Origin of the sequence: Chitinophaga barathri (assembly GCF_003807585.1) — a bacterium.
GTDB lineage: Bacteria > Bacteroidota > Bacteroidia > Chitinophagales > Chitinophagaceae > Chitinophaga > Chitinophaga barathri.
In genome coordinates, this window is sequence record NZ_RMBX01000010.1 from 208,746 (window position 1) to 233,940 (window position 25,195).

Genomic DNA, 25,195 nt, shown 5'->3' on the forward strand with positions numbered 1-25,195 from the left:
GAAGTTTCTGATCAGTCATTCCGCAAACTATCCGTAGGATCGGCGCTTGCCGCCCGCCAGGTTTGCGAAGCGATCGCCAGCAGGCATATCGCCAGCACCGCCAGGAAACAGGCCATCACGCTACCCCAGCCAAAATTGATCCGGTAAGGGAAGCTGTTCAGGAAAAAGTTGCTTGCCAGCCAGCCCAACGGCAAAGCGATGCAGCCTGCTATCAGGATCATTTTCAGGAACCCGCGTGAAAGCAGCAGCACGAGGCTTTTGACGTCCGCACCCATCACTTTCCGTACACCGATCTCTTTTTTGCGCAGGGCGGTGGAATAGATCACCATCGCCAGCAGGCCCATCACGGCAATGAGCACCGTCATGATGGAGATATAACCGAGGAAAGAAATACTGTCACCCTGCTTCTGGTTGCGGTACAGTTCTTCCGCCAGCCACTCTGCCTGTACGGGTTCACCGGGATAGAGTTTCGCCCATATGGCCGTTACTTTCCGCTGAAACTGGTCATGATCCGCCGTTTTTACTTTCACCTGCAGCAGGCTGTAATCCCCGCCATTGGCCACGATGGCCATAGGGCGGATGGGTTGGCCGAGGTGCTGGTAATTAAAATCCTTCAGCACGCCGGCTACTGTAGCGGATACGGTGTCGTTCACCTGCACCGGTTGCCCGGCCGCGCTGGCAGCGTCTTTGAAGCCGAGGCTGATGGCCGCTTTTTCGTTGATCAGCAACTGGCCGGTTTGGCCCGCGCGAAAGTTTTGCCCGGCAGCGAGCCGCAATCCCATTACATCCAGGAAGTTTTCATCGGCTGAATAATAATCCATGGCAGCAGGCTCTTTGGAGACGCTGCTTTTGACGGACAAACGGCTGCCCAGATACTTTTTGAAGTCGTAAGACGCACCGGATACGGCTTCCACACCGCTCAGTGCGGCTACTTCCTGGCGTACCAGGTGATCCGGGTTGCCCTGCAGTTTTATCGTGAGCACGCCTTCGGGCTGATATCCTTTGTTCGCATCGGCCATATAGGAGAACTGGCGGTAAAACGCAAAGAGGAATACGGTAATAATGAGCGACAACGCCAGTTGAAACACCAGCAGGCTCCGGCGCAGCCCCATCTTCCCGAACACGCGGTGGGAGGGCAGGCGTTTCAGTACTTCCGCCGGGTTGAAGGCGGAGAGTATCCAGGCGGGCAAAGTGCCGGCCAGCAGCCCGGTGAGCACGCTGAAGGTTACAAATGCCAGCAGCATTTTCCATTGCAGCAGTTCGTTTACCACGCCGGTATTGGCGTTGAAGAGGTTCCTATGCTGCGCGGCCGTAAGCATGATGTATCCCAGCCCCAGTGCTAAAAACGTGATGATCACGGCTTCCATGATATACTGCCCGAACACCTGGAACCTGGAAGCTCCGGCTACCTTGCGGATGCCTACTTCTTTGGCCCTTGAAAGGGAACGGGCGATGGAGAGGTTGGTATAATTAAAACAGGCGGATATCAGAATGATCAGCCCCAGCCCGATTTCGGCGAACACTTTGCCCCAGCTCTGGCCGCTGCCGATGTTGTTGTACGTTTCTTCCCAGCTGGGCGTAATGTGGCTGAGCGGCTGTACGGGGAATGATATACTGCCCTGTTTGGGATCGTTAAAAAGCGTTTTGGCGAGCCGGTCCAGCGAGGATTGCAGTTGCGCCTTGCCGGCGGCGGGTTGCAGCAGTACGTATGTATAAGCTTCGGAAACAGTATTCCAGGAGTTTGTTTTTTCCGGCAGCAGTTTGTTTTTCTCCAGCTGCGGCACGGCTATGGCCGGTGCATACGCTTCAAATTCGATATGCGATTTATCTGTCCGCTGCTCCAGCACACCCGTTACCTGGAAAGCGCCCAGCGGGTCTATCTCCAGCGTTTTGCCCATCGCGTCCGCATTACCAAAATAACGCTGCGCCGCTTCATGGGAAAGGATGATGCCGTTGGGCTGCAGCAACGCCGTCGTTTCGTTGCCTTTTGCCAGCCTGAACCCGAATACCTTAAAAAACGAAGGCGTCGTGAATGCGCCATACAAGGGCAGGGAACGGTCGCCTATACGGGCTGTGCCTTTCAGGGCAGGGTAGAGGTTTACTGCGTCCTCCACCAGCGTACTGTCTCCGCGTATGGCGTCTTTCAGCGGTAGCGGCGAACTGGCCAGCAGGAATTCTTTGCCTTCGGGATTGCGCATCTCCGTCAGCAGGCGGTAGATACGGCCGCCATGGGGGTGAAAGCGGTCGTACGAAAGAAAGTCCGCCACATGCAATATCACCATCATACAAAGGCTCATGCTCATCGCCAGGCCAATGAGGTTGATGGCGGTGAACAGTTTGTGCCTGACAATATTCCGGTAGGCAAGCAGAAGGTAATTACGGATCATGCGGTTAATTTAATGATTTCCTGTTCCCAAAGGGAATGCCAGCCGCCGGCTATTTAGGAAAGAGAGGGATACGTATTCTAAAATATTATTGTATGTTCGTTTATGTACATTCGTTGTCCGGGGAAGAACATAGCACAAAAAATATTAGTTTAGTGTATGCGTACGATAATTTTGCTGCTGATCTCCAATGTATTCATGACTTACGCCTGGTATGGCCACCTGAAGAATACGAATATCCCCCTGTGGAAAGTGGTGCTCGTAAGCTGGGGCATCGCTTTTTTTGAATACTGTTTTATGGTGCCGGCCAACCGCCTCGGTTACCTGGAAGGGTTCAACGGCTTTCAGCTTAAAATGATCCAGGAAGTGATCACGCTGACCGTATTTTGTGTGTTTGCCGTGATGTTCCTCAAAGAACCGCTGCGCTGGAATTATCTTATTTCTTTTTCGCTCCTGCTGGGCGCGGTTTACTTTATGTTTAAAAAATGAAAAGACATATCCTGGTTACCCTACTGGCCTTTACGGCCACCTATGCCGCTGCGCATAAATCCACCAACGGTAAACACTTGCCGGGATAAATGACTATTTTTGACAACTTGATATAATTGGTAACTATTCCCATGTTTAAAATACGATCCGTTATCGGGTTGGCCGTTGCTGTATTGGCGGGCCTTTCAGGCCTTCATGCACAAACGGCGCCCGCTATGAATGCCGCAGACATACAGGTTCAGCTCAAGAAACTCAATACGCTGGGAAGCGTGCTTTATGTAGCCGCCCATCCTGACGATGAAAATACGCGCCTGCTGGCATTCCTGGCCCGCGAAAGCTGCTACCGCACCGGTTATCTCTCGCTTACACGCGGCGATGGCGGGCAAAACCTTATCGGCAATGAACAGGCCGAACTACTGGGCCTTATCCGCACACAGGAACTGCTGGCTGCCCGCAGGATAGACGGGGCGGAACAGTTCTTCACCCGCGCGAACGATTTCGGCTTCTCCAAAAATCCTGAAGAGACCTTCACCATCTGGGACCGCAAAAAGATCCTCGGAGACGTGGTATGGGTGATCCGCAAATTCCAGCCCGATGTGATCATCTGCCGCTTCCCGGCGGATAGCCGCGCCGGCCACGGTCACCACACCGCATCCGCCATTCTTGCCGCGGAAGCATTCACCGCCGCCGCCGACCCTGCCCAATACCCGGAGCAGCTCAGCAGCGTAAAACCCTGGCAGGCCAAACGGCTGTTGTGGAATAATTACAACTTCGGGGGCAACAACAACACTTCGGAAGATCAGTTCAAAATAGACGCCGGCTCATACAACCCGCTGCTGGGTAAAGGCTACGGCGAAATAGCCGCGGAAAGCCGTTCCCAGCACAAAAGCCAGGGCTTCGGCGTGCCTTCGTCAAGAGGTACGGCCATCGAGTATTTCAGTACCATCAAAGGCGATGCGCCGCGCAAAGACCTGATGGACGGCGTACAGACCGGCTGGAACCGTGTGAATGGCGGAGCGGCCATCAGCGAACAGATCGTGGCAGCCACGAAAAAATATGACATGCACAATCCCGCCGCCAGCGTACCAACGCTGCTGGCTATACGTTCTTCCATCCTGGCGTTGCCGGATGGGTACTGGAAAACCGTGAAACTTAAAGAAACGGACCAACTGATCCTGGCGTGTTCCGGCATTTGGGCGGAAGCATTTTCCACCGTGGCGGAAGTGGTGCCCGGCGGCCCGATGGGCGGCAATCTCCAGCTTATCAACCGCGGCAATGTACCCGTGACGCTGCAAAAGATCAGCATCAACGGCGTGGAAGACGGTACTGTAAAGCAGGACCTGGTGTTCAATAAATTTGTTTCCCTGCAAAAAGAAGTGACCATACCGGCGCAAACGTCCATCTCGCAACCTTACTGGCTACAGGACCCGCACCCGCTGGGCACTTACAGCATCCGCAACGAAGCGCTGATCGGCAACCCGGAAAATATCCCTTCGCTTACCACCACGTTTTACCTGCAATTCGGTGACCAGACGCTGGCAGTAACAAGGCCTTTTATCTTCAAATTCACCGATCCTGTAAAAGGAGAAGTATTCCGCCCGCTCGTGATCGCCCCGCCGGTGGTGGCGCAGCTGGACAACCAGGTGTTTATCTACACCCAGGCCGCCCCGCAGACCGTACCGGTAAAGATCAGGGCGATGAAAGAAAAAGTGAGCGGCTCCGTGAAACTTCAGCTGCCAGCTGGTTTTAAGGCGGACAAAACTTCCATTCCCTTCAGCCTGAACCGTAAAGGCGATGAAACCGAAGTAAGCTTCCAGGTGACGCCGCTGAAAGTGAACGGCCAGAATATTACGGACACGATGACCGTAGCCATGGAGGTTAACGGACAGGAATACACGAACAGTATCACTACTATCGAATATGACCATATTCCCGCCATCAATATTTTCCCAACCGCCGGCGCAAGGCTGGTGACCGTGAACCTGAAGTACAACGGCCGCAGGCTGGGGTATATTCCGGGCGCGGGGGACAAGGTGGCTGAATCGCTCCGCCAGGTAGGGTACAGCGTTACCCTGCTGTCCGAAAAAGACATCATGAGCGGCAGCCTCAAAGAGTATGACGCCATCATCACCGGCGTACGCGCTTACAATACGCAGGACAGGCTCCGCTACTGGCAGCCGCGCCTGATGGAGTATGTGAAGAACGGCGGCACGCTGGTGGTGCAGTACAACACAAACGGCGGACTGGTAACGGACCAGCTGGGGCCTTATCCTTTCAGGCTTTCGCGGGACAGGGTGACGAACGAGCAGGCGCCCGTGAAGTTCCTTCGCCCGCAGGACCGCCTTTTCACCTACCCGAATACGATCTCCGAAAAAGACTTCGAAGGATGGGTGCAGGAGCGTGGCCTTTATTTCCCCTCGGACCTGAGCGGGGAATACCAGCAGCCCTTTGAAATGAACGATCCCGGCGAAAAGCCGATGGATGGTTCTACCATCGTGGCCGCCTACGGCGAGGGCAGGTACATTTACACCGGCCTGGCGTTTTTCCGCCAGCTGCCGGCGGGTGTGCCCGGCGCTTACCGGTTATTTGTAAACATGCTTTCAAAATAAAAGGACCATGAGAAACGAAAGAGTGACGATATCCGCAGCCATGTGCATCATCATAGGCCTTGTCATCGGTTTTGCGATCAAACGCGTGCATATCGGCCTGATGATAGGGCTGGCATTGGGTTTGCTGGGCGGCGGTTTATTATCAAAAAGAGGTAAATAATGCAGGAAACACCAGAAGAAAAGCCGCCGGTATTTTCCAGCTGGTCAGTATGGTACTGGCTGGTAGCGGGTGTGCTCGCCGCATTGATCGTCTTTTTCTATTTCTTCACTAAAAACTATTCATGAGCTTTTTAGACTGGATAGTTCTATCCTGCACCCTCATCTTTATCATCCTCTATGGCGTCTGGAAGAGCCGCGGTCAGAAAGACCTGGACAGTTACTTCCTGGGCAACCGCTCTATGCCATGGTATATCATCCTGCTATCTATCATCGGTACACAGGCCAGCGCCATTACATTCCTGAGCGCGCCGGGCCAGGCGTACACGGACGGGATGCGTTTCGTGCAATATTATTTCGGGCTGCCGCTGGCCATGATCGTGATCTGTATCTTTTTTGTGCCCATTTTTCACCGGCTGAAGGTGATCACGGCATATGAGTACCTGGAGCAGCGCTTCGACCTGAAAACAAGAACGCTCACCAGTTTCCTGTTCCTGCTGCAGCGTGCGCTCAGCACGGGTATCAGCATTTACGCGCCCAGTATCATCCTCTCGTCTTTACTGGGCTGGAATATTTATTATACAAACCTGTTCATGGGCGGCCTGCTCATCATTTACACGATGTACGGCGGCACCAAGGCAGTGTCTTATACACAAAGCCTGCAACTGGCCATTATCTTCATCGGGATGTTCCTGGCGGGATGGGTGGTGGTGCACCTGCTGCCGGAGGACATCGGGTTTTCAGAAGCCCTGCACGTATCCGGCAAAATGGGCAAGCTGAATGTGATCGTCACGGATTTTGACTGGAATGACCGGTACAATATCTGGAGCGGGGTCATCGGCGGGTTTTTCCTGGCGCTTTCTTACTTCGGTACGGACCAGAGCCAGGTAGGCCGTTATCTCACCGCCAAAACCCTCACAGAAAGCCGTATGGGGCTGCTGATGAACGGGCTGGTGAAAGTGCCTATGCAGTTCCTGATCATGCTGATAGGTGCGCTGGTATTTGTGTTTTACCTGTATTTCCGCGCGCCGATCAACTTCAACCAGGGTTTGCTGAACAAAGTGCACAATTCCGCCTACGCCCCTGAAATGCAGGTGCTGGAGCAACGGTATGATTCCCTTTCCCTGCAGAAGGCCGGGTATGTAAAAGCCATGGCCGCTGCTATGAAATCGGAAGATCAAAACGCCGTGGAATCCACGAAGCTGGCGCTGAAAGACGCAGAAACAGCATCGGACACGGTGCGCGCACACGCGGGAAGGCTCATCCAAAAAGTGGACCCGGCCGCGGAGACCAATGATACCAATTACATCTTCCTGCATTTTGTGGTGGACAACCTGCCGAAAGGCATGGTGGGCCTGCTGATAGCTATTATTTTCCTGGCCTCCTGGGGCAGCATCGCAGCCGCGCTCAATTCGCTGGCCAGCACTACAATGGTGGACATTTACCAGCGCATGATCCGCCCCAACGGCACAGATGCCGAAAACCTCCGCGCTTCCAAAATATGGACGCTCATCTGGGGCATCTTCAGCATCGCCGTGGCCCAGTTTGCCAGCGGCCTGGGCAGTCTCATAGAAGCGGTGAATATCCTCGGGTCCTTGTTTTACGGCACTATTCTTGGGATATTTGTAACAGCGTTTTCTATGAAGTTTGTAAAGGGCAGCGCCATCTTCTGGGGCGCTTTGATTGCGGAAGGGCTGGTGATCTTTATTTACCTGAACGATTATGTTTCTTTCCTCTGGCTGAACCCGATCGGCTGCGGCCTGGTGATGATCTTTGCCGGTCTGTGCCAGCTGCTGATGAATATCCGGGGCGGCAAACCGGGGCTGAAAGGGGCATAAATCACCTGATTTGCCTATTCTAAGTCCAGGGTAAGTCCAGGTAAAGTCCAGGTAAAGTCCAAGTAAAGTCCAAGTATGCCTCGATGGTACCCCGATGATGCAGTTATCTTACTTGCTTCATACTCCGGTGTAACCTGCTTCATACTTCCCTCATACCGGCCTCATACGGCCTCTAATCCCATTATCATCATACTACATACTTCATAAAAATACAGCAGGCTGTCCCGCAAGAGACAGCCTGCTGTATTAAATATACCGGAGTGCTTACAGGGAAGCGATCAGCTTCTCGTTCAGCGCCACGTAATCGGCATTGTTGGCTTCTTTAGCCAGCGCGATGGATTTCTCGGCAGTTGTTTTGGCTGCTGCTTTATCACCTGATTTAGCCTGGATCTTTGCTTTCCAGTGGAGTATCCAGAATGCTTTCGCGTTCTCTGGCTGCTCGCTTGCTTTGGTGATGTAATCCAGGGCGGTCTTCATGTCGCGGTTGGTTTCGTAGTAATACACAGCGGCAGAGAAGTAAGGTTTTTTCTCTGTTTTCATGGCTTCGTCTATAGAAGCCATTACTTTACCGTCAATGTCGGCGGTGATCTCAACGGGGATCAGGATGCGGTCCCAGCTGATCATCATGGTCATGGCGTCAGGGCGCACGTTTTCGAACAGGATCATGAATGACTGGATAGGGAAGGGCAGCTCCTGGGTTTCGGTTTTGAAACGGGCTACGTCTTCCTCTTTTTTGTAACCGTCAATGCCCCAGTTTTTCAGGCCTTTGTTGATCACGATTTCCCAGCCTTCAGGGGAAGGAACGCCATACATTACGTATTCGCCCGCGGGCACGGGTGTACCGTTCAGCTTCACGTCCTCGCCAAATTTGATCTTGGTAGCGGCATTCGCGCCCATACGCCAGAGTTTGCCGTAAGGCACCAGGTCGCCCATGATCACGCGGCCTTTGGCCAGCGGGCGGGAGTAGGTTACTTCAACAGAAGACAGGGCAAAATCCTGCTTGATAGTCTGGGTGGGGCTTGGAGCCGGCATCTTAATGCCCTGCGCCTGCGCAGCGGCGGCCGTCATAACACACAGTGCTACGCCGGAAAGAAACGCGGATAGTTGCTTCATAGTTCGCATATTAATTGGTGGTAGTAAAGAATTTGCACTGCAATTTATGCCGGTTTTGCGGAAGAAAACGGGTTACCGGACATTAAATCTGGATGAAACGTCAGAAATCCAGGCTGACTACTCGATGAGGCCGTTCCGGAAGGCGTATAACACCAGCCCGACGGTATTCTTTACGTTCAGCTTTTCCAGCAGTTTCTGGCGAAGGCCTTCCACGGTGCGGGAGCTGAGGAAGATCTGTTCGGCTATTTCCTGGGTGGTGTATTCGTTGCAGATGAGCTTCAGTACTTCCAGCTCGCGGTCGCTGAGCTGTACTTCGTTTTTGAAGGTGGGCTTGAACTGCTGCTTGTTTTTGTGCAGTACTTTTTTGAGCAGGGCCAGGTTTACGTTTTCGTTAAAATAAAAGCCCTTGTCGTAAGTGGTGCAGATGGCCTCGTATATTTCTTCGGGTTCGCTGTTTTTCAGAAGGTAGGCATTGGCGCCGTTTTCCACGAGATGGACAATGAAGTTGTCGTCTTCATACATGGTGAGGATGATCACCTTCACCTGCGGGTATTTTTCTTTTACCTTGATAGTAGCCTGTATGCCGTCCATTTTGGGCATTTTCAGGTCCATGAGTATCACGTCCGGTTGCTGGTCCTGCATGATCTGCAACAGGTGTTCGCCGTCTTCAGCTTCAAAAACGACATTAATGTTTTCATAAGGGGTCAATGTATTGATCACCCCGCTCCGGAAAATCTTATGGTCGTCCGCAATCGCAACTTTGATGGGCGGCAGCATAAATGGTTATTTATATGGCTTAAATAAGAGGCTGATAGTTCTCCACCGTGATTTCGGCTACTGTACCGGCTGGAGAATTCTTCACAAAGGTGATGTTTCCCCCGATAATATTCAAACGGCTTTCGATATTTTTTAAACCCAGGTGGCCTGTCTTTTTCCGCTGTTCCTCGAATTTGTCGATGAGTTTGCCGTTCCCGTCGTCTTCCACGCGGATGGTGAGCAGGGAAGGGGTGCTCTGGTAAGTGATCTGCACATGGCGTGCTTCGGCGTGTTTCAGGATGTTGTTCATCAGCTCCTGTACTACGCGGTAGATGTTCAATGCCTTCTCCCGGTCCACGTTGTAGCTGGTGCCGTCCGTCCGGAAGGAGATGAGGATCTCGCGGTTTTTGTTCATCAGGCTGGAAAAGGAATCCAGCGCATGGCTGAGCCCGAGATTTTCCAGGGTGGTGGGATGCAGGCTTTGGGAGATGAACCGGAGCTGCTGGATAATGGAATCTGCAAACTCCTTGGTTTCTTTGATCTTTTCCTTTTCCCCGTTCCCGGCCAGCTGCTGGAGGTGGTTGAGCGAAAGTTTCAGCACAGACAGTTGGGCGCCCACTTCGTCGTGCAGGTCTTCCGCGATCCTTTTGCGCTCGGTTTCCTGCCCCTGCAATACCGCCACGAGGCGTTCCTTCTGCAGCTGCAGGTCCTTGTCCTTCAGGATGAGTTTGTACTGGACTACCTGTTTCTGTTGCAACACGACCATGATCACCACAAAAATCCCGAGGCTGAGCATCACGATGGTACCTATCAATATTAACTGCAACGTTCCGTTCATGCCTTGGCCTTTTTTATCTTTTGAAGCCCAATATAAAAAAGAAAGACCTGAATTATGCCTGCAATCCATGTTAAGGCAGCTGTAATGCGGTACATATTTACCAGTACCTCCTGCGGACCGGCCTGCTGGATCATGTTATAGGAGAGGTTGAGCATGAAGGAACAGCACATTTCCACGAATAAACCGGCGTTGAACCAGAAGACGGGGAGGGAGTTGATAAAAATGGACTGTTCTATCAGATTTTCATCCCGCGTCAGCTGGAGGAAAAAGAGGATCGCATACACGATCAGTACAAAGGTGCGTATAGAGATAAATATGGAGTTGAATTTCAGGTACCCCTCCAGTACGGTAATGTCTGCCAGGAATATGACGGTACATGCCACCAGCAATATCCGGATGGCTTTGTGAATTTTTTCGCTTTTAAGGACCCTTAAATAAAAAAAGGAGAGAATGTAGAACTGGATCAACATCATACAGGAAATGAACGCCATGTTGTTGCCATACAGCCGTGCAAACACTTCACACCCTAAACCGTAGAATACGGCGGAGATCAGGTAGATGTATATAAGTCGTTGTTCTTTGTTGAACAGTTTGGAGCTTATTGCAAAGGGGATCAGAAGCAGGGCTTCGATCCCCAACATGCAATACCAAAAAATGTGATGAAGCAGCACTTAGTAGTCTTTATCCGTTATCTGAATTCAATGGATTGGCCTTGGGGCAATCATAAGGGCAATAAGTGTCTGTTCCCAGGATGTCCGAGGCTGGTTCACCATCTTTTTCCAGGTGCGCGGTGGCGGAAGGGATGATGTCATTGCCTTCAGCGTCGCAGGCTACCAGGAGGAATTTTTTGTCGCGCTTGCCGTCACCGTCAATATCCAATCCATAATAAATGCGGATGCCGGAAGCGGTAGGTTTGTTGGCCAGCAGTTCGTGGATCTTGTCGATACCGAAGAAGCCGGACAATAAGGGATCTTTGTGTTTTTTACGATCGATCTGGTCGATCCGGTAGGCTTGCGTTTGTTTGGAGCCTTTTAGCAGGGAGAGAAATTTCCCTGCTTCTTTGGAGAACTTTGACATGTGTTGCTTTTTTTAGAGTTAGTTAGAAAATGTCGGTGGTAAAATTATTACAAAATCCCACTTTTCAAAGAGGAGGCAAACCCTCCGCCCAGCCTGTATTCAGGCCTTGAATGCCAATTACAATCGCGCCCACTGCGGATTCTGAAGGGCTTATACCCAACCTTGGGGATGCCCTTTTGCGTGGTTCTCCCTATAAAATGCGTATAAGTACGCATTCCCATTTTTCGGGTATCAACGCTTGATTCGGTCCTCATTCTTACCAACCTTTGTAATAGTGAACATGAGGACGTAAGGAGGGTTGTAGACCGTGTTAATTCCAATATTTTTTACACGCACTCGGGCCTTTCTACCATCGTTTGTTTCGTTAGTATGCAGAGGGCAGCCGGTGGCCCGGATACCGGCAGATAAAGAAAAAGATCGTTACCCCCAATTTTGTAGAACCAAAAGTGATCGCTATGAGTTACCTGTTAATCGGAAACATCTCTGCGCTGATTTGTGAAGAGTGTATTGAACCTCTCGCCAACGCCCGCATCCGGATCTATCTTCCGGGTACGCCTTACGAGGCGGACGAGCTGGCGCGCGGTATTTTTAAAGACTTAAGGCTGCTGTCCGAAAGAGATGTGCAGTCCAAGGAAGAACGCCTGTTGGCCGAATCCCGGCTGGACGAACGGGGGAATTTCAGCATCAGCTGGGAAGACCTGCACCTGTTCACCGAACCGCTGGAAATGGATATCTGCCTGAACAACGTACCCGGCAGAGATCAAGGCCAACAGGAATGGATCCAGTATCATCTCAGCACCTTCGTGCCGCATTGGAAACGTTCGCGGGACAAGTACCTGGCCGCTTTTGCCTACGTGGTACCGTCGGACAAATGGTCCGCCATCCGCAGGGAATTCGGCGCCTGGGCTATTGCCGGCACCGTCAGGCATTTCGAAACGCATGAAGTGCTGAAAGGAGTGAGGGTGGAAGTGTATAACGCCCTTACGCGGAAGCCCCTGGCTATCGCCTTCACCGGCGAAACAGGCCGCTACAAACTGTATTTTAACCGCCCCGGTGGCAAACCAGGCCCTGATGTTTATTTTAAAGTATTCGGCAACCACGGGCTTATCTGGAGCGAAGACCCGGACAATGCCCTGCAGCCCGAACGGCAGCAGGTGGCCAACTGTACGAAAATTAACCTCGCCGTAGTGCCTGCCGCCGCGGAAAAAAAAGCCGCAAGGCTCACGGGCTGGATCAGTGACTTTATCAGTAACAAAAACACAAAAAGTAATTATAAAGACCGGTACGTAATGTACTAGTCCTCCAATGTTGGAAAGCCCCAATTCTACGAACAGCTGCCTACCCTCAGCCAAGCCTCCCACAGGCAGCTGTTTTTTCTTTCCTTCCGCCCCAGGGCGCTGGAGGTTCTTCAAAATCGTTTTGCTTATAAAATTTACACCCGTATGTCCCGGCTCCCGAAAGGGGGCTGCCCGGCAACGGGCATTTTTGTGACTGGTGCGCATGCACCGGCTGCCCTCCGGAGTGGGTTCCGGCTATGATGGCCACTGCCCGTCAGAACCCGGGGTGATATTGCTGAAGCATGTCCCGCAGGTATTCGCGGTTCAGATGGGTGTATATTTCCGTGGTGGTGATGCTTTCGTGCCCCAGCATTTCCTGCACGGCCACCAGGTCTGCCCCGCCCTCCACGAGATGGGTGGCAAAGGAATGCCGGAAAGTATGCGGTGAAATGGTTTTGTTGATCTGCGCCTTTCCCGCCAGCTCCTTGATCATCAGGAAGATCATGACCCGGCTGAGCGCCGCGCCCCGGCGGTTGAGAAAAAGGATGTCCTCATGCCCCTTTTTTACGGCCATATGCCGGCGGGTGCCTTCGTAATAAAGTTCTATATGTTTTACGGCGGAGCTGCCGATTGGGATCAACCGTTCTTTATTACCCTTGCCGATCACGCGGATAAACCCTTCGTCGAAATACAGGTGCGAGATCTGGAGGCTGACCGCCTCGCTTACCCGCAGGCCGCAGCTGTACATGGTTTCAAGGATAGCCTTGTTCCGGTGGCCTTCCGGTTTGCTGAGGTCTATCTGGCCGATGAGCAGCTCTATCTCTTCAAAACTGAGGAAGTCCGGCAGCTTGCGGCGTACCTTGGGCGCTTCCAGCAGCTGGGTAGGGTCCGCCTTGATCATATCCTGCAGCAGCAGGAACCGGAAGAAGGTTTTGATCCCGGAAATGATCCTGCTCTGCGAGGTGGCCGTCATGCCCAGGGAAGCCACCCACCGCACGCAGCCCTGTAGCTCCTCCAGCGTCACGTCTTCGGGGGCCAGGGGTTTGTTTTCCATCACCAGGTAACGTGTGAGCGCCAGCACATCCCGTTCGTATGCCTCAATGGTATTGGCAGACAGGGAACGTTCCAGCCTGAGGTGTATCTTAAATCCGTTGATCGCTGCTTCCCACATGACCGCAAGATAATACGTTATCTTTTTACAGGGCCACGTTAACCCGTATATCCCAATCGTCACATTAAACAAATCAATCATTCCCCGTACTGCTGTCAACCCCATCTCATAGTGTATCCCAGACACATCTTTCCTTCGTATTAAATAATATTTCTATTAATAGCCGTATTTTTGGACAAATAGCCTCATATCACAGGCATGTTTGAATATATTTTACGAATTGCCTGTAATTTTTAGAAATAAACAAAGAAAAAACCTGATTCTTTTACTACTTTTATGCCCGCTGATTTTTAGCATTAATGTTATATTGACTGCCAAACCACTGTTATGTCGGATTCGCTAAAAAGGATACACAAGCTGTTAGTAGCTAATCGCGGCGAGATCGCCGTGCGGATTTTAAGAGCGGCCTCGGAATTAAGGATCAGGACCGTGGCGATCTTCACATATGAAGACCGTTACTCCCTCCATCGTTACAAGGCGGACGAAGCTTACCAGATAGGAAAAGATGAAGAGCCCCTGAAGCCGTACCTGGACATTGAAGCGATCATTCACCTCGCTAAGACCCAGCAGGTGGACGCTATTCATCCCGGTTACGGTTTCCTCAGCGAAAACGTGCAGTTCGCACGCCGGTGCAAGGAAGAAGGTATCATTTTCATTGGCCCGGACCCCGAGGTAATGGCCCAGCTGGGTGACAAAGTAGCCGCCAAAACGCTGGCGCGCCGCGTGAATGTGCCCCTGATCGAAGACAGCCAGGTGAAACTGGATGATGTGGAGACCGTGAAAAAAGAAGCCAGGCGCATCGGCCTGCCTATTATGCTCAAAGCGGCATCCGGCGGCGGCGGCCGCGGCATGCGCGTGGTGCGTGATGAAAGCCAGCTGGAGAGATCCTTCCTGGAAGCCCGCAGCGAAGCCGGCAAAGCATTCGGCGACGATACCATCTTCATCGAAAAGTTCATCGAAGAGCCCAAACACATCGAAGTGCAGCTCATGGGCGACAACCACGGGAACATCGTGCACCTGTACGAGCGCGACTGCTCCGTGCAGCGCCGTTTCCAGAAAGTGGTGGAGATCGCGCCTTCCCCGAACCTGCCCGTTGAAACACGCAATGAAATTTACGGGTATGCGCTGGCGTTAGCCCGCGAAGTAAGATATAATAACGTTGGTACCGTGGAGTTCCTGGTAGACCGTCAGAACAAGGTCTACTTTATTGAAGTGAACCCGCGCATCCAGGTGGAACATACCGTGACGGAAGAAGTGACCGGCATAGACATCGTGCGTTCACAGATCCTGATCGCCAAAGGCCACCATCTTTCCGATCCCGAGATCTTCCTCAAAAACCAGGACGACGTGCGCCTGAATGGCTTTGCCATCCAGTGCCGCGTAACCACCGAAGACCCGGAAAACAACTTCACCCCGGATTACGGTACCGTCATTGCCTACCGCAACGCGGGCGGCTTCGGGATCAGGCTGGATGAGGGCAGCGCCTATTCCGGCGTAAAGATCTCGCCCTTCTTCGATTCCATGCTGGTGAAAGTGACCGCTTCGGGCCGTACGCTCAGCGGCGCGGCCAGCCGCCTGCTCCGTACCCTGAAAGAGTTTCGGATCAGGGGCGTGAAAACGAACATCCGCTTCCTGGAGAACGTGATCACCCACGATACTTTCCGTAAAGGCAACTGTACCGTAGGCTTTATAGATCAGCATCCCGAACTGTTCAAACTCTCCCAGATACGCGACCGCGCTACCAAAACGCTGATGTACATCGCGGATGTGACCGTGAACGGCCATCCCGACGTAAAAGGCAAACACGACGGCCGCAAGTTCCGTGTCCCGCACGTGCCTTCCTTTGATCCGCTGGCCCCCGTGCCGGAAGGCAGCCGCAACAGGCTGCTCACTATGGGCCGCGAGGACTTCAGCCAGTGGCTGCGCAACGAAAAGCCTGTTTACTTTACAGATACCACTTACCGTGATGCACACCAGAGCCTGCTGGCCACCCGTGTGCGCACCAAGGATATACTGGCCGTAGCGGAAGGATATACGCGGAACAACCCGCAGATATTCTCTATGGAAGTATGGGGCGGCGCCACCTTCGACGTGGCGATGCGTTTCCTGCACGAGTGCCCCTGGCGAAGGCTGCAGCTCATGCGTGAGCATATGCCGAACGTATTGCTCCAGATGCTGTTCCGTGGCTCCAACGCCGTAGGGTATTCCGCTTATCCTGAAAACCTGATCGCGAAGTTCATCGAGAAGGCGTCGGAGAACGGCATAGACATCTTCCGCATCTTCGATTCCCTCAACGATATCGGGGCCATGACGCCCAGCATCGGTTTCGTACGGAACAACACCACGTCGCTGGCGCAGGCTGCCATCAGCTACACGGGAGACATCCTCAGCAAAGACAACAGCAAATACACCCTCAATTATTACCTGGACCTCGCCAAACGCCTTGAAGACGCGGGCGCGCACATGCTCTGCATCAAAGACATGGCGGGCCTCCTCAAGCCGCAGGCCGCCACCGTGCTGATAGGTTCCCTCCGCGAAGCCGTGAAGCTGCCCATCGTGCTGCATACGCACGATACAGCGTCCGTACAGGCGGCCACCTACCTGAAAGCCATCGAGGCCGGTATAAACGTAGTGGACTGCGCGATCGCATCGCTCAGCGGGCTCACCTCGCAGCCGAACCTGAACTCTATGGCCTCCATCCTGGAAGGCCACGAGCGTAGCCAGCCCATGAATCTTGCGTCGCTCAACGAATACAGCAATTATTGGGAAGATGTACGCGAGTACTATTATCCCTTTGAATCGGATATGAAAGCGGGCACCGCACAGGTGTACGAAAACGAGATCCCCGGCGGCCAGTACTCTAACCTGCGCCAGCAGGCTGAATCCCTCGGCCTCGGCGACAAGCTGGAGACCATCAAACACAATTACGCTGTGGTGAACCAACTCTTTGGTGACATCGTGAAAGTAACACCCAGCTCGAAAGTAGTAGGGGACATGGCCCTGTTCATGACCTCGAACAACCTGACTGCTGCCGACGTGATGGACGAATCCCGCAACCTGGCTTTCCCCGCCTCTGTGCAGGGTTTCTTCAAAGGAGAAATAGGCCAGCCTTATGGAGGGTTCCCCGCCAGACTGCAAAAGATCGTACTGAAAGGGCAGGAGCCGCTGAACGGCAAACCGAACGCACACCTCGCGCCGGTGGACTTCGACAGCGACTTTGCGGCCTTCCAGCTGAAGTACCCGCTGGCCGAGTTCCTGGACTATCTCAGCTTCCATATGTTCCCGAAAGTGTTCGAGGAATATTACCAGCACGCGCAGGTATACGGCAACGTGGAAGCCATCCCGACGCCGGCGTTTTTCTACGGCCTGAGACTGGGAGAGGAGATACTGATCACGCTCAGCAAAGGCAAGACCATCATCGTCAAACTCCTGTACGTACTGCCCGCGGACGAAAGCGGCATGCGCACGGTCGTGTTTGAGCTGAACGGTTATACCCGCCGCGTGCAGGTACGCGACCGTTCCGTAAAGAGCGAAGTACCGGTGAATAAAAAGGTGAGCAACCCGGAACTGGAAGTGGGCGCGCCTTTACAGGGCAAGCTGTCCAAGCTGCTGGTGAAATCCGGCGACAGCATCAGCGCAAATACGCCGCTGTTCATCATCGAGGCTATGAAAATGGAAACCACGGTAACGGCCACACGCGATTCAAAAGTAAAAACCATTCACCTGCGCGAAGGCACCATGGTGCAGCAGGACGACCTGGTGGTGGAGCTGGAATAGAAGTAAAACGATGAAAGTATATAAAAATGAAAGCCCGTGCGATTTGCACGGGCTTTCTGCTTTCACAGATTATTATGCTTCCAGCAGTACATAATCGCCATTATCATCTATATCGCTTTCAAGGTAACATTGATAAGTCTCCATCGGAGAGAAACTTGTGATAATGTTACGCTCAATAAAAATGTCGAATTCTTCCACAGTTTTTCTGTTGCAAAGTGGACATTCGTCCAGTTCATTGCTGCCGTAGACCTTGACTTTCTTCAGAGCAGCACTGCCGGCATCGTATCTTCCGTTCCATCTGGAAGTGTCCCATTGAATGGTGTCTCCGGGTTGGTATTCTATCAACCACAACAGACCGTACTTGAACTGGATACGGGTATCGTATTTTACCCCGCAGTGCGCGCATGTTACTTCCGCGATCAACAGATTGTAGGTACCCATATCATCTAAGTTTTTTTTGAAAGCATAAAACTATACAACTTTTGATGCCCATAGAAAAGATATTTCCAAAATACATTGAACCGTTTACCAACTCCCTTCAGCATCTCATCTTGCTTATTCCGCATTTCGCCCTCTCAAATTTCCGTGTGATATGCGCTGCGCCTACTTTTATGTCTGATAACCCCTAAGGTAACTGCCGGAAATCATTACTTAAATAAACCTTTATGAAACGAATTACACTGTTAATAGCGCTGTTCGGTATTTTACTGACTGCCTGCGATAAAAACGACGCCGCGCCTGAAAAGCCGGCACTGCCCGAAGGTAAAGTAACCCAGCCTGGTGTAGCGGACGGCAGCCCCGTAGCGCAAAAAGTGATCGGCGCGGCCGGTGGAGACCTTACCAGCAACGATGGTACCGTAAAAGTGACCATCCCCGCGGGCGCACTCAGCGGCGACCAGACCATGAGCATCCAGCGCATCAGCAACACCAATCCGCTCGGAACGGCCAGCGGATACCGGATAATGCCGCACGGCGTCACCTTTTCCAAACCGGTGAGCATTACATTTAATTACACGGACCATCACCTGCGCGGCACCGTACCGGAAGCGCTGGGCATCGCTTACCAGGACGGCAAAGGCGTGTGGATGTCCATCAGTGCGCGCACGCTGAACAAAACGGGTAAAACGGTGACCGTCAACACAACGCATTTCAGCGACTGGAGTTTCTTTAAATGTTTCGAGTTGGTAGCCAGCGCCACGAGCCTGCCGGTATCCAGGACCTCGGAGCTTACCGTATATGCGGACCTCTTCCTGATCAATGCGGAACATGATGAGATACCTATCGGCGAACGGTCCGGTAATGTAAACAGCTATATCAAGGAATGGAGCCTCGTGGGAGCGGGCCGGCTCGTTGCTGCCGGGCCGGAAGGGACCTATACCGCGCCCGCCACTGTGCCGGCCGCGCCCAACCCGGTAGCGGTAGAAGTAAGGCTGGACTGGGGCGCTAAAGGGGTTTACCTGCTGGTGGCGCATATCGAGATCTACGACCTGTCGATAGAGGTAAGGGTGAACGGCGGGGCCTGGATAAAATTCGCGGCTTCGCCTTCTGTGAGGATGGGGGACCAGTACATGATCTCGAACAGCGACGGCGACGAGAGGGGGCAGTACGTGGCCCTGTCATGGGTGGGAGGCTTAGGCAACCATGGGTATAATATTTTCGATGGCGGGCACAACAATGCGCAATACCTGATCGACGGAGGGAATTCTTACGGATGTTTTTACGTGGATGAAAACGACAACCTGATCATGAGCCCCGGGGGTATAACCGTTACCAGTCTGGGTGAGCAGGATGGCCTGGTGAAAGGCACTTTTATGATGGATCCTTCGGGGTACGGGGTAGGGCATAAGGCCACGGCGAAGATCGAAGGCCGGTTTGTGGTCGCTAAAAGCTGGTGAGCTTACAGATGGGGAACAAAGACAAAAAGCGGTCCGCAGGGACCGCTTTTATTATTTTAACCTCAGCCGGAACTAGAATTTTTCCAGGCCGCTGAAGAAGAAGTTGCCTTCGATAGCAGCGTTCTCGTCGGAGTCGGAACCGTGCACGGCGTTACGGCCGATGGACTCGGCGTAGATCTTGCGGATGGTGCCTTCCTCTGCCTGTGCGGGGTTGGTAGCGCCTATCAGCTTGCGGAAATCTTCCACGGCGTTGTCTTTTTCCAGGATAGCGGCTACAATGTGGCCGCTGCTCATGAACTCAACCAGTTCACCGTAAAAAGGCCTTTCCTTGTGCACTGCATAAAATTCGCCGGCTTTTTCAGCGCTGAGGCGGGTCTGTTTCATCGCTACGATCCGGAAACCTGCTGCGCAGATCTTGTCCAGGATGCCGCCGATATGCCCGTTCTGCACTGCATCGGGCTTGATCATGGTAAATGTTCTGTTGCTCATATTGTGAATTAGTCGTTATCTGGGTGAAAGCGTATTGCGCCGCAAAAGTAAACAGTTTTTGTTTAGCAGTAAAAAATTTTGAAATTCTGGCTCAAATGAAGAACTTCGCACTTCATTTGCGTGACCGGAGGCAGGTGGCTGCACAACACCTTGTACATTAAAATATTACAGTTTAGGAATGAAGCCGATCGAGGAAATTAAGCCGCTGCTGGACAGCCCCAAGAAAGTAGTGGTAACTATGCATCAGAAACCCGATGCCGATGCTATGGGCTCTTCGCTCGCTATGTATCATTACCTGCGCCGTAAAGGGCATGACGTGATCGTCATTTCTCCCACCAATTTCCCGGATTTCCTGAAATGGATGCCGGGCAGTGACAATGTACTGGACTTTGAATCGGCCCAGGAGAAGGCCATAAAGGCCCTGGACGGCGTGGAAATGCTGTTTTGCCTGGACTTCAACACCATGAGCCGCACCAAGAACCTGGAGCCTTACCTGGATAAACTCCAGTGCGTGAAAGTGCTGGTGGACCATCACCTGGAGCCTTCCCCGGAATTCGACTACGGCATTTCTGACACCAGCGCCGCATCCACAGCCCTGCTGGTCTACGAATTCATCTACCGCCTCGGAGACGAACATTACATAGATAACGATATTTCCCAGTGTATATATGCCGGTACCATGACGGATACCGGGTCTTTCCGCTTCGCTTCCACTTCGGCCCGCGTACACCGTATGGTGGCCGATCTGCTGGAAAGAGGGCTGGAGCATGAATATATCCACCAGGCGATCTACGATAATTTCCTCGAAAACCGCCTGCGTTTCATCGGCCACAGCCTGTTGAACCGTATGGAAGTGTTTTATGAGACCAATACCGCCATTATGGCCATCCCTTACAGCGACCTGAAACGGTTCGACCTGCAAACGGGGGATACCGAGGGGCTGGTAAATTTCCTTTTGTCCATACAAGGCATTAAATTAGCAGCGCTGATTATTGACCGGAACAGCGAGGTGAAACTTTCTTTCCGTTCCAAAGGCAACTTTGATGTGAATACCTTTGCCCGCAAATATTTTGAGGGCGGCGGCCACTTCAACGCTTCCGGAGGCCGCAGCACAGACCCGCTGGACAAAACAGTACAGCGTTTCCTGAAAGCAATGCATGAAAATGAGGATTTATTGCAGTAAATCTGTAATATTATATCCGGACACTATTTAAATCACGATACAGTCAGATGGGGCGTAAAGCCCCGTTTACCGTAAAGCCGGAACGAAAATCAAATCAAAAATGCTGAAATGAGACCGTAAGGTCCCATCTGGCCCGTAAATAAAATCAAAAATTACAGATGAGACGCAAGTCCCATCTAGCCAATAAAAATCAAAAAATACAGATGAGACGAAGGTCTCATTTTACTTGAAAATCAAATCAAAAATGCTAAAATGAGACCGTGAGGTCCCATCTGGCCCGTAAATAAAATCAAAAATTACAGATGAAAAAGAACAACCTGTTACTTGCTGCATCACTGGGAGCCCTGGCCCTGGCTAGCTGTGGTAAAAGCGGCCCGAAAAAGACCCCGGGCGGCATTGCCTTTACTATCGAGAAAGCCGGTAAAGGAGAAAAGCTGAAGAAAGGTGACACCGTACTGGTGCATTTTGCTTCCTACCTGAACGATTCCCTGCTGATGAGTTCCCGCCAGCAAGGCAGCGCACTGCCGCTGGTGATCGCCGAATCCCGCGACAAATACGACCTGATGGACGGTTTTGCCATGCTCACCGAAGGTGACAGCGCCGTATTCGTATTGCCCGTGGATTCCATGCCCCAGATGCCTCCCATGGCTAAAAAAGGCGACGTGATGAAAGTGGCTTTCGTAATTGAAAGCAAATATGCAGCCGCTACACAGAACGCAAAAGAAGACAAAGAAATCGCTGAATACATCACCAAAAACAACCTGAAAACCACCAAATCCCCCAAGGGCGTACACATTGCTGTAACCCAGGAAGGTAACGGCGAACAGGCGAAAGCTGGCGATGAAGTGACGGTGAACTATACCGGCAAACTGCTGGACGGCACCAAGTTCGATTCCAACGTGGATTCAACTATCCGCCCCGGTATGCCGCTGGAACCCCTGAAATTCAACGTAGGCGAAGGCCGCGTTATTCCAGGATGGGACGACGCCCTGGCTCAGCTGAAAAAAGGTGCCAAAGCTACTTTGGTGATCCCTTCTTCTCTGGCTTACGGCCTGCAAGGCTCCGGCCCGATCATCAAACCGAACAGCATCCTCGTATTTGACGTGGAACTGCTGGACGTGAAACCCGGCGCCGCTCCCGCTGCTCCCCCGGTTGCACCGCCGCCCCCCACAAAGTAATCTGTGAATGAATCATTATATACAGGCCGGTCCGTCATTGGACCGGCCTTTTTTTGTTAATATTCCATCATAATCCTTCAGTTTCCAACCGGTAATACTTCGACAATCCTTCGGTGATCCTTCGGTCATCCTTCGGTTAAACACCCTCAAACCCGTACTGCGACCGAACACCACCGAAGGATCACCGAAGGATGTCAGTAGCATGATAAGATGGGAAGGGTCAGGGAAAGGGTATTAAGTCGCTTTAAATCAATTGATTAGTATGTTTCCGGTATGGTGCGGGCCGGGTGGCGGCACAGGATATCCAGGTAATGCGGGCTTTATTTGTACCATTTGCCGGGAACCAGGATTGATTGTTTTTTAACCTTGCATAAAAAGGGCCGGCAGATATGCCAGCCCTTTCTTCATTTATAAAAACTTCCGCCGGACGCGTTCGTCCGGCACCATACAAGTTTCTTTTTTACCGAACCACCTATATCGATTCCTGGCGATCAAATCATACGCCGCATCGCGGAGGAAGCGGGGGATGATGATAAATGCATACAGCATATTCACCGGGAAACCCAGTTGTTTTGCCACCCTCAGCGCCGCCGCGCTTTTCGTGTACGCTTTCCCGTTATCGATCAGTACAAATGAACTGAGTGCCGTAGGGTCGAGCTGGTACTGCGCCTGCAAATCCTGTCCTGTGGCGGATTGCAGGGGAGCGAAACGGAAGCGGTCCCGCCGGTCGCGCCTGATCACGAAGTTCACGCTGGCATTGCAGAAGTTGCACACCCCGTCGAACAATATGATGGCGGGCTCCATTAATGGATACCGGTATAGTTATGCGGGCTGATGGCTTTCAGCTCTTTTTTCAGCGCCGCGCTGATCTTCAGCCCGTCAATAAATTTGTGCATGGTTTTTTGCGTGATCTGGTCGCCGCCACGGGTGAGCTCTTTCAGCGCCTCGTAAGGCTGCGGGTAGTTCTCACGGCGCAGTACGGTCTGGATCGCTTCGGCCACCACGGCCCAGTTATTCTCCAGGTCCGCATGCAGTTTTGCGGCGTTGAGGATGAGTTTGTTCAGGCCTTTATCGAGTGATTTAAAAGCAAGCAGGGTATGCGCAAAAGGCACGCCCACATTGCGCAGCACGGTGGAATCCGTGAGGTCGCGCTGGAGGCGGCTGATGGGCAGCTTGGCGCTCAGGTGCTCAAACAGGGCGTTTGCCAGGCCCAGGTTGCCTTCCGCGTTCTCAAAATCGATAGGGTTCACCTTATGCGGCATCGCGGAGGAGCCTACTTCGTTCTTTTTGATCTTCTGTTTGAAATAATCCATGGAAATGTACGTCCACACATCACGCGCAAAGTCCACCAGGATATTGTTCACTCTTTTCAGCGTGTCGAACTGTGCGGCGATGTTGTCGTAATGTTCGATCTGCGTGGTATACTGCATACGTTGCAGGCCCAGCACGTTGTTGACGAACTTGTTGCCAAACTTTTCCCAGTTGACAGCGGGGAAAGCCACATGATGCGCGTTAAAATTGCCCGTAGCGCCGCCGAATTTGGCCGCAAAGGGGATATCGGCCAGCAGCTTCACCTGTCCTTCCAGTCTTTCCACAAACACCTGGATCTCTTTGCCGAGGCGGGTAGGGGAAGCGGGCTGGCCATGTGTGCGGGCCAGCATCGGCACCTCTTTCCACTCTTTGGCGAGCTTTTTCAGGTGCAGCGTAAGGTTGGAAATGGCGGGGAGATATACATGCTCCACGGCTTCTTTCCAGAGCAGGGGCGTGGCGGTATTGTTCACATCCTGGGAAGTGAGGCCGAAGTGGACCCATTCCAGTTTGTCTTCCAGACCGAGGTTCTTCAGTTCGTTTTTGAGGAAATACTCCACGGCTTTTACGTCGTGGTTGGTCACTTTTTCGGTGTCCTTCACCAGTTGCGCGTTTTCCACGGTAAATTCCTGGTAAATTTTACGCAGGGCGGGAATTTTGGCTTTGGAAAGGGTAAAAAGCTTCTGTTCAGACAGGGCAATGAAATATTCCACCTCCACCTGTACACGGTATCGGATCAACGCGAACTCGGAAAAATAGGGCGCCAGTTCTTCCAGTTGACCCCTGTAACGCCCGTCTACCGGGGAAATAGCAGTTAAAGCTTGTAATTGCATCATGTATTGATTATCCTGTCAAATAAAATTCCTGTATTTTAGCAGGCTCAAAATTACAGAAATTGGAACGGAAAGTAAAAGTAGCGGCAGTCAGTTATCTGAATACAAAGCCTTTGTTGTACGGATTTAAGGATCATAAGGTGCTCCGGTCCATGGAACTCACGATGGATTACCCGGCCAGGATCGCGCGGCAGCTGATAGATGGCGAGGTGGACGTGGCGCTGGTGCCGGTTGCCATTATCCCCAAATTAAAAGAATATCATATTATAGCGGATTTCTGCATTGGCGCCGAAGGCCCGGTGGCATCCGTATGTCTTTTCAGTGAAGTGCCCCTCCAGGAGATCAAACGCATTTATCTCGATTACCAGAGCCGCACTTCCGTGGCGCTGCTGAAAGTGCTGGTGCGCGATTACTGGAAGCTGGACGTGGAGCTGGTGGAAACCACCGGCGGGTACGAACACCTCATCAAAGGCACCGATGCGGGCCTGGTGATAGGTGACAGGGCTTTGGCGCAGCGGCATATATCTCCTTATATCTACGACCTGGCGGAAGCCTGGATGCGGTTCACCAGCCTGCCCTTTGTATTTGCGGCATGGATCAGCAACAAACCTTTGCCGGTGGAATTTATCCAGTTGTTCAACGACGCGAACAGTATCGGGCTGAACAGCCTGCCGGCGGTAGTGGCGGAGAACAGCAGCCCGGATTACGACCTTACGGCCTATTATACACAAAATATCAGCTACCGCTTAACCCCCGCCAAACGGCAGGGTATGCAGCGCTTCCTCTCTTACCTGCAATAAATACCGGGGCTTTTGTGTAACTTA

General features: G+C 52.4%; 22 protein-coding genes. 11 read left to right on the forward strand and 11 right to left on the reverse strand.

The genetic code is table 11. From position 1 onward, the window contains the following. Positions 1 to 11: 11 nt before the first annotated feature. Positions 12 to 2,387, reverse strand: a complete 2,376-nt coding sequence (locus EG028_RS18535; RefSeq protein ID WP_120515825.1) for an ABC transporter permease — start codon at positions 2,385 to 2,387, stop codon at positions 12 to 14. A 156-nt stretch (positions 2,388 to 2,543) separates the two neighbouring features. Here EG028_RS18535 and EG028_RS18540 point away from each other — a divergent pair, with 156 nt between their 5' ends. From EG028_RS18540 to EG028_RS18555, 5 genes are all read left to right on the forward strand, one after another. Continuing rightward, positions 2,544 to 2,873 carry a DMT family protein gene (locus EG028_RS18540; RefSeq protein WP_120515826.1) on the forward strand — a complete coding sequence of 110 codons (330 nt, stop codon included), beginning with the start codon at positions 2,544 to 2,546 and terminating at the stop codon, positions 2,871 to 2,873. 131 nt (positions 2,874 to 3,004) lie between these two features. Beyond that, entirely contained in the window at positions 3,005 to 5,482 is a 2,478-nt protein-coding gene (locus tag EG028_RS18545) for a PIG-L family deacetylase (RefSeq protein ID WP_120515827.1), read from the forward strand. A gap of 7 nt (positions 5,483 to 5,489) precedes the next feature. After that, positions 5,490 to 5,642 carry a septum formation initiator gene (locus EG028_RS18550; RefSeq protein ID WP_120515828.1) on the forward strand — a complete coding sequence of 51 codons (153 nt, stop codon included), beginning with the start codon at positions 5,490 to 5,492 and terminating at the stop codon, positions 5,640 to 5,642. Next, positions 5,642 to 5,767, forward strand: a complete 126-nt coding sequence (locus EG028_RS28015; protein ID WP_262707119.1) for a hypothetical protein — start codon at positions 5,642 to 5,644, stop codon at positions 5,765 to 5,767. Before EG028_RS18550 ends, EG028_RS28015 begins: the two co-directional genes overlap by 1 nt. Next, positions 5,764 to 7,476 carry a sodium:solute symporter gene (locus tag EG028_RS18555; protein WP_120515829.1) on the forward strand — a complete coding sequence of 571 codons (1,713 nt, stop codon included), beginning with the start codon at positions 5,764 to 5,766 and terminating at the stop codon, positions 7,474 to 7,476. The genes EG028_RS28015 and EG028_RS18555 overlap by 4 nt, the downstream gene beginning before the upstream one ends. Positions 7,477 to 7,740: 264 nt before the next feature. On the opposite strand, the gene EG028_RS18560 is transcribed toward EG028_RS18555, so the two are convergent. The 5 genes from EG028_RS18560 to EG028_RS18580 form a co-directional block, all read right to left on the reverse strand. Continuing rightward, positions 7,741 to 8,589, reverse strand: a complete 849-nt coding sequence (locus tag EG028_RS18560) for a DUF2911 domain-containing protein (protein WP_120515830.1) — start codon at positions 8,587 to 8,589, stop codon at positions 7,741 to 7,743. A 117-nt stretch (positions 8,590 to 8,706) separates the two neighbouring features. Further along, the gene (locus EG028_RS18565; RefSeq protein WP_120515831.1) at positions 8,707 to 9,366 is read right to left on the reverse strand and encodes a response regulator transcription factor; all 660 of its coding nucleotides are present in this window, start codon (positions 9,364 to 9,366) and stop codon (positions 8,707 to 8,709) included. Positions 9,367 to 9,385: 19 nt separating this feature from the next. Beyond that, entirely contained in the window at positions 9,386 to 10,183 is a 798-nt protein-coding gene (locus tag EG028_RS18570; protein WP_162946362.1) for a sensor histidine kinase, read from the reverse strand. Beyond that, complete coding sequence (locus EG028_RS18575) at positions 10,180 to 10,824, reverse strand: hypothetical protein (protein WP_120515833.1); 645 nt, start codon at positions 10,822 to 10,824, stop codon at positions 10,180 to 10,182. The genes EG028_RS18570 and EG028_RS18575 overlap by 4 nt, the downstream gene beginning before the upstream one ends. A gap of 40 nt (positions 10,825 to 10,864) precedes the next feature. Further along, complete coding sequence (locus EG028_RS18580; protein ID WP_120515834.1) at positions 10,865 to 11,260, reverse strand: hypothetical protein; 396 nt, start codon at positions 11,258 to 11,260, stop codon at positions 10,865 to 10,867. Between the two features lie 455 nt (positions 11,261 to 11,715). On the opposite strand from EG028_RS18580, the gene EG028_RS27755 reads away from it, so the two are divergent. Continuing rightward, entirely contained in the window at positions 11,716 to 12,558 is an 843-nt protein-coding gene (locus EG028_RS27755) for a hypothetical protein (RefSeq protein ID WP_162946364.1), read from the forward strand. Between the two features lie 253 nt (positions 12,559 to 12,811). Here EG028_RS27755 and xerD read toward each other — a convergent pair whose 3' ends face one another. Continuing rightward, positions 12,812 to 13,708 carry a site-specific tyrosine recombinase XerD gene (gene xerD / locus EG028_RS18590; protein ID WP_120515835.1) on the reverse strand — a complete coding sequence of 299 codons (897 nt, stop codon included), beginning with the start codon at positions 13,706 to 13,708 and terminating at the stop codon, positions 12,812 to 12,814. 327 nt (positions 13,709 to 14,035) lie between these two features. Between xerD and EG028_RS18595 the strand changes: the two genes are divergently transcribed. Then, positions 14,036 to 17,485, forward strand: a complete 3,450-nt coding sequence (locus tag EG028_RS18595; RefSeq protein ID WP_120515836.1) for a pyruvate carboxylase — start codon at positions 14,036 to 14,038, stop codon at positions 17,483 to 17,485. A gap of 72 nt (positions 17,486 to 17,557) precedes the next feature. On the opposite strand, the gene EG028_RS18600 is transcribed toward EG028_RS18595, so the two are convergent. Beyond that, complete coding sequence (locus tag EG028_RS18600; RefSeq protein WP_120515837.1) at positions 17,558 to 17,926, reverse strand: hypothetical protein; 369 nt, start codon at positions 17,924 to 17,926, stop codon at positions 17,558 to 17,560. Between the two features lie 224 nt (positions 17,927 to 18,150). On the opposite strand from EG028_RS18600, the gene EG028_RS18605 reads away from it, so the two are divergent. Then, the gene (locus EG028_RS18605) at positions 18,151 to 19,380 is read left to right on the forward strand and encodes a hypothetical protein (protein ID WP_120515838.1); all 1,230 of its coding nucleotides are present in this window, start codon (positions 18,151 to 18,153) and stop codon (positions 19,378 to 19,380) included. Between the two features lie 72 nt (positions 19,381 to 19,452). Here the strand turns inward: EG028_RS18605 and EG028_RS18610 are convergent, their stop codons facing one another. Then, complete coding sequence (locus EG028_RS18610) at positions 19,453 to 19,869, reverse strand: nucleoside-diphosphate kinase (protein WP_120515839.1); 417 nt, start codon at positions 19,867 to 19,869, stop codon at positions 19,453 to 19,455. Between the two features lie 178 nt (positions 19,870 to 20,047). Here EG028_RS18610 and EG028_RS18615 point away from each other — a divergent pair, with 178 nt between their 5' ends. Continuing rightward, positions 20,048 to 21,052 (forward strand): DHH family phosphoesterase, encoded by a 1,005-nt coding sequence (locus EG028_RS18615; RefSeq protein WP_120515840.1) that lies wholly within the window; start codon positions 20,048 to 20,050, stop codon positions 21,050 to 21,052. 302 nt (positions 21,053 to 21,354) lie between these two features. Further along, positions 21,355 to 22,230, forward strand: coding sequence for an FKBP-type peptidyl-prolyl cis-trans isomerase (locus tag EG028_RS18620; protein ID WP_120515841.1), 876 nt, complete (start codon positions 21,355 to 21,357; stop codon positions 22,228 to 22,230). A gap of 408 nt (positions 22,231 to 22,638) precedes the next feature. Here EG028_RS18620 and EG028_RS18625 read toward each other — a convergent pair whose 3' ends face one another. Together EG028_RS18625 and purB are read right to left on the reverse strand one after the other, a co-directional pair. Beyond that, positions 22,639 to 23,034: a thiol-disulfide oxidoreductase DCC family protein gene (locus EG028_RS18625; protein WP_120515842.1), complete on the reverse strand. Its 396-nt coding sequence runs from the start codon at positions 23,032 to 23,034 to the stop codon at positions 22,639 to 22,641. Next, positions 23,034 to 24,374 (reverse strand): adenylosuccinate lyase, encoded by a 1,341-nt coding sequence (gene purB, locus EG028_RS18630; RefSeq protein WP_241559077.1) that lies wholly within the window; start codon positions 24,372 to 24,374, stop codon positions 23,034 to 23,036. The genes EG028_RS18625 and purB overlap by 1 nt, the downstream gene beginning before the upstream one ends. 59 nt (positions 24,375 to 24,433) lie before the next feature. On the opposite strand from purB, the gene EG028_RS18635 reads away from it, so the two are divergent. Continuing rightward, positions 24,434 to 25,171: a menaquinone biosynthetic enzyme MqnA/MqnD family protein gene (locus EG028_RS18635; RefSeq protein WP_120515843.1), complete on the forward strand. Its 738-nt coding sequence runs from the start codon at positions 24,434 to 24,436 to the stop codon at positions 25,169 to 25,171. Positions 25,172 to 25,195: the final 24 nt, after the last annotated feature.

What these genes read in the sequence shown, in the direction of transcription:
- EG028_RS18570 (WP_162946362.1), bottom strand. Translation starts at nt 10,183, where the DNA reads ATGAACGGAACGTTGCAGTTAATATTGATAGGTACCATCGTGATGCTC.
- EG028_RS18610 (WP_120515839.1), bottom strand. Translation starts at nt 19,869, where the DNA reads ATGAGCAACAGAACATTTACCATGATCAAGCCCGATGCAGTGCAGAAC.
- EG028_RS18550 (WP_120515828.1), top strand. Translation starts at nt 5,490, where the DNA reads ATGAGAAACGAAAGAGTGACGATATCCGCAGCCATGTGCATCATCATA.
- EG028_RS18545 (WP_120515827.1), top strand. Translation starts at nt 3,005, where the DNA reads ATGTTTAAAATACGATCCGTTATCGGGTTGGCCGTTGCTGTATTGGCG.
- EG028_RS18540 (WP_120515826.1), top strand. Translation starts at nt 2,544, where the DNA reads ATGCGTACGATAATTTTGCTGCTGATCTCCAATGTATTCATGACTTAC.
- EG028_RS18565 (WP_120515831.1), bottom strand. Translation starts at nt 9,366, where the DNA reads ATGCTGCCGCCCATCAAAGTTGCGATTGCGGACGACCATAAGATTTTC.
- EG028_RS18575 (WP_120515833.1), bottom strand. Translation starts at nt 10,824, where the DNA reads ATGTTGGGGATCGAAGCCCTGCTTCTGATCCCCTTTGCAATAAGCTCC.
- EG028_RS18560 (WP_120515830.1), bottom strand. Translation starts at nt 8,589, where the DNA reads ATGAAGCAACTATCCGCGTTTCTTTCCGGCGTAGCACTGTGTGTTATG.
- EG028_RS18580 (WP_120515834.1), bottom strand. Translation starts at nt 11,260, where the DNA reads ATGTCAAAGTTCTCCAAAGAAGCAGGGAAATTTCTCTCCCTGCTAAAA.
- xerD (WP_120515835.1), bottom strand. Translation starts at nt 13,708, where the DNA reads ATGTGGGAAGCAGCGATCAACGGATTTAAGATACACCTCAGGCTGGAA.
- EG028_RS18555 (WP_120515829.1), top strand. Translation starts at nt 5,764, where the DNA reads ATGAGCTTTTTAGACTGGATAGTTCTATCCTGCACCCTCATCTTTATC.
- EG028_RS18620 (WP_120515841.1), top strand. Translation starts at nt 21,355, where the DNA reads ATGAAAAAGAACAACCTGTTACTTGCTGCATCACTGGGAGCCCTGGCC.
- EG028_RS18600 (WP_120515837.1), bottom strand. Translation starts at nt 17,926, where the DNA reads ATGGGTACCTACAATCTGTTGATCGCGGAAGTAACATGCGCGCACTGC.
- EG028_RS28015 (WP_262707119.1), top strand. Translation starts at nt 5,642, where the DNA reads ATGCAGGAAACACCAGAAGAAAAGCCGCCGGTATTTTCCAGCTGGTCA.
- EG028_RS27755 (WP_162946364.1), top strand. Translation starts at nt 11,716, where the DNA reads ATGAGTTACCTGTTAATCGGAAACATCTCTGCGCTGATTTGTGAAGAG.
- EG028_RS18595 (WP_120515836.1), top strand. Translation starts at nt 14,036, where the DNA reads ATGTCGGATTCGCTAAAAAGGATACACAAGCTGTTAGTAGCTAATCGC.
- EG028_RS18625 (WP_120515842.1), bottom strand. Translation starts at nt 23,034, where the DNA reads ATGGAGCCCGCCATCATATTGTTCGACGGGGTGTGCAACTTCTGCAAT.
- EG028_RS18605 (WP_120515838.1), top strand. Translation starts at nt 18,151, where the DNA reads ATGAAACGAATTACACTGTTAATAGCGCTGTTCGGTATTTTACTGACT.
- EG028_RS18535 (WP_120515825.1), bottom strand. Translation starts at nt 2,387, where the DNA reads ATGATCCGTAATTACCTTCTGCTTGCCTACCGGAATATTGTCAGGCAC.
- EG028_RS18615 (WP_120515840.1), top strand. Translation starts at nt 20,048, where the DNA reads ATGAAGCCGATCGAGGAAATTAAGCCGCTGCTGGACAGCCCCAAGAAA.
- purB (WP_241559077.1), bottom strand. Translation starts at nt 24,374, where the DNA reads ATGATGCAATTACAAGCTTTAACTGCTATTTCCCCGGTAGACGGGCGT.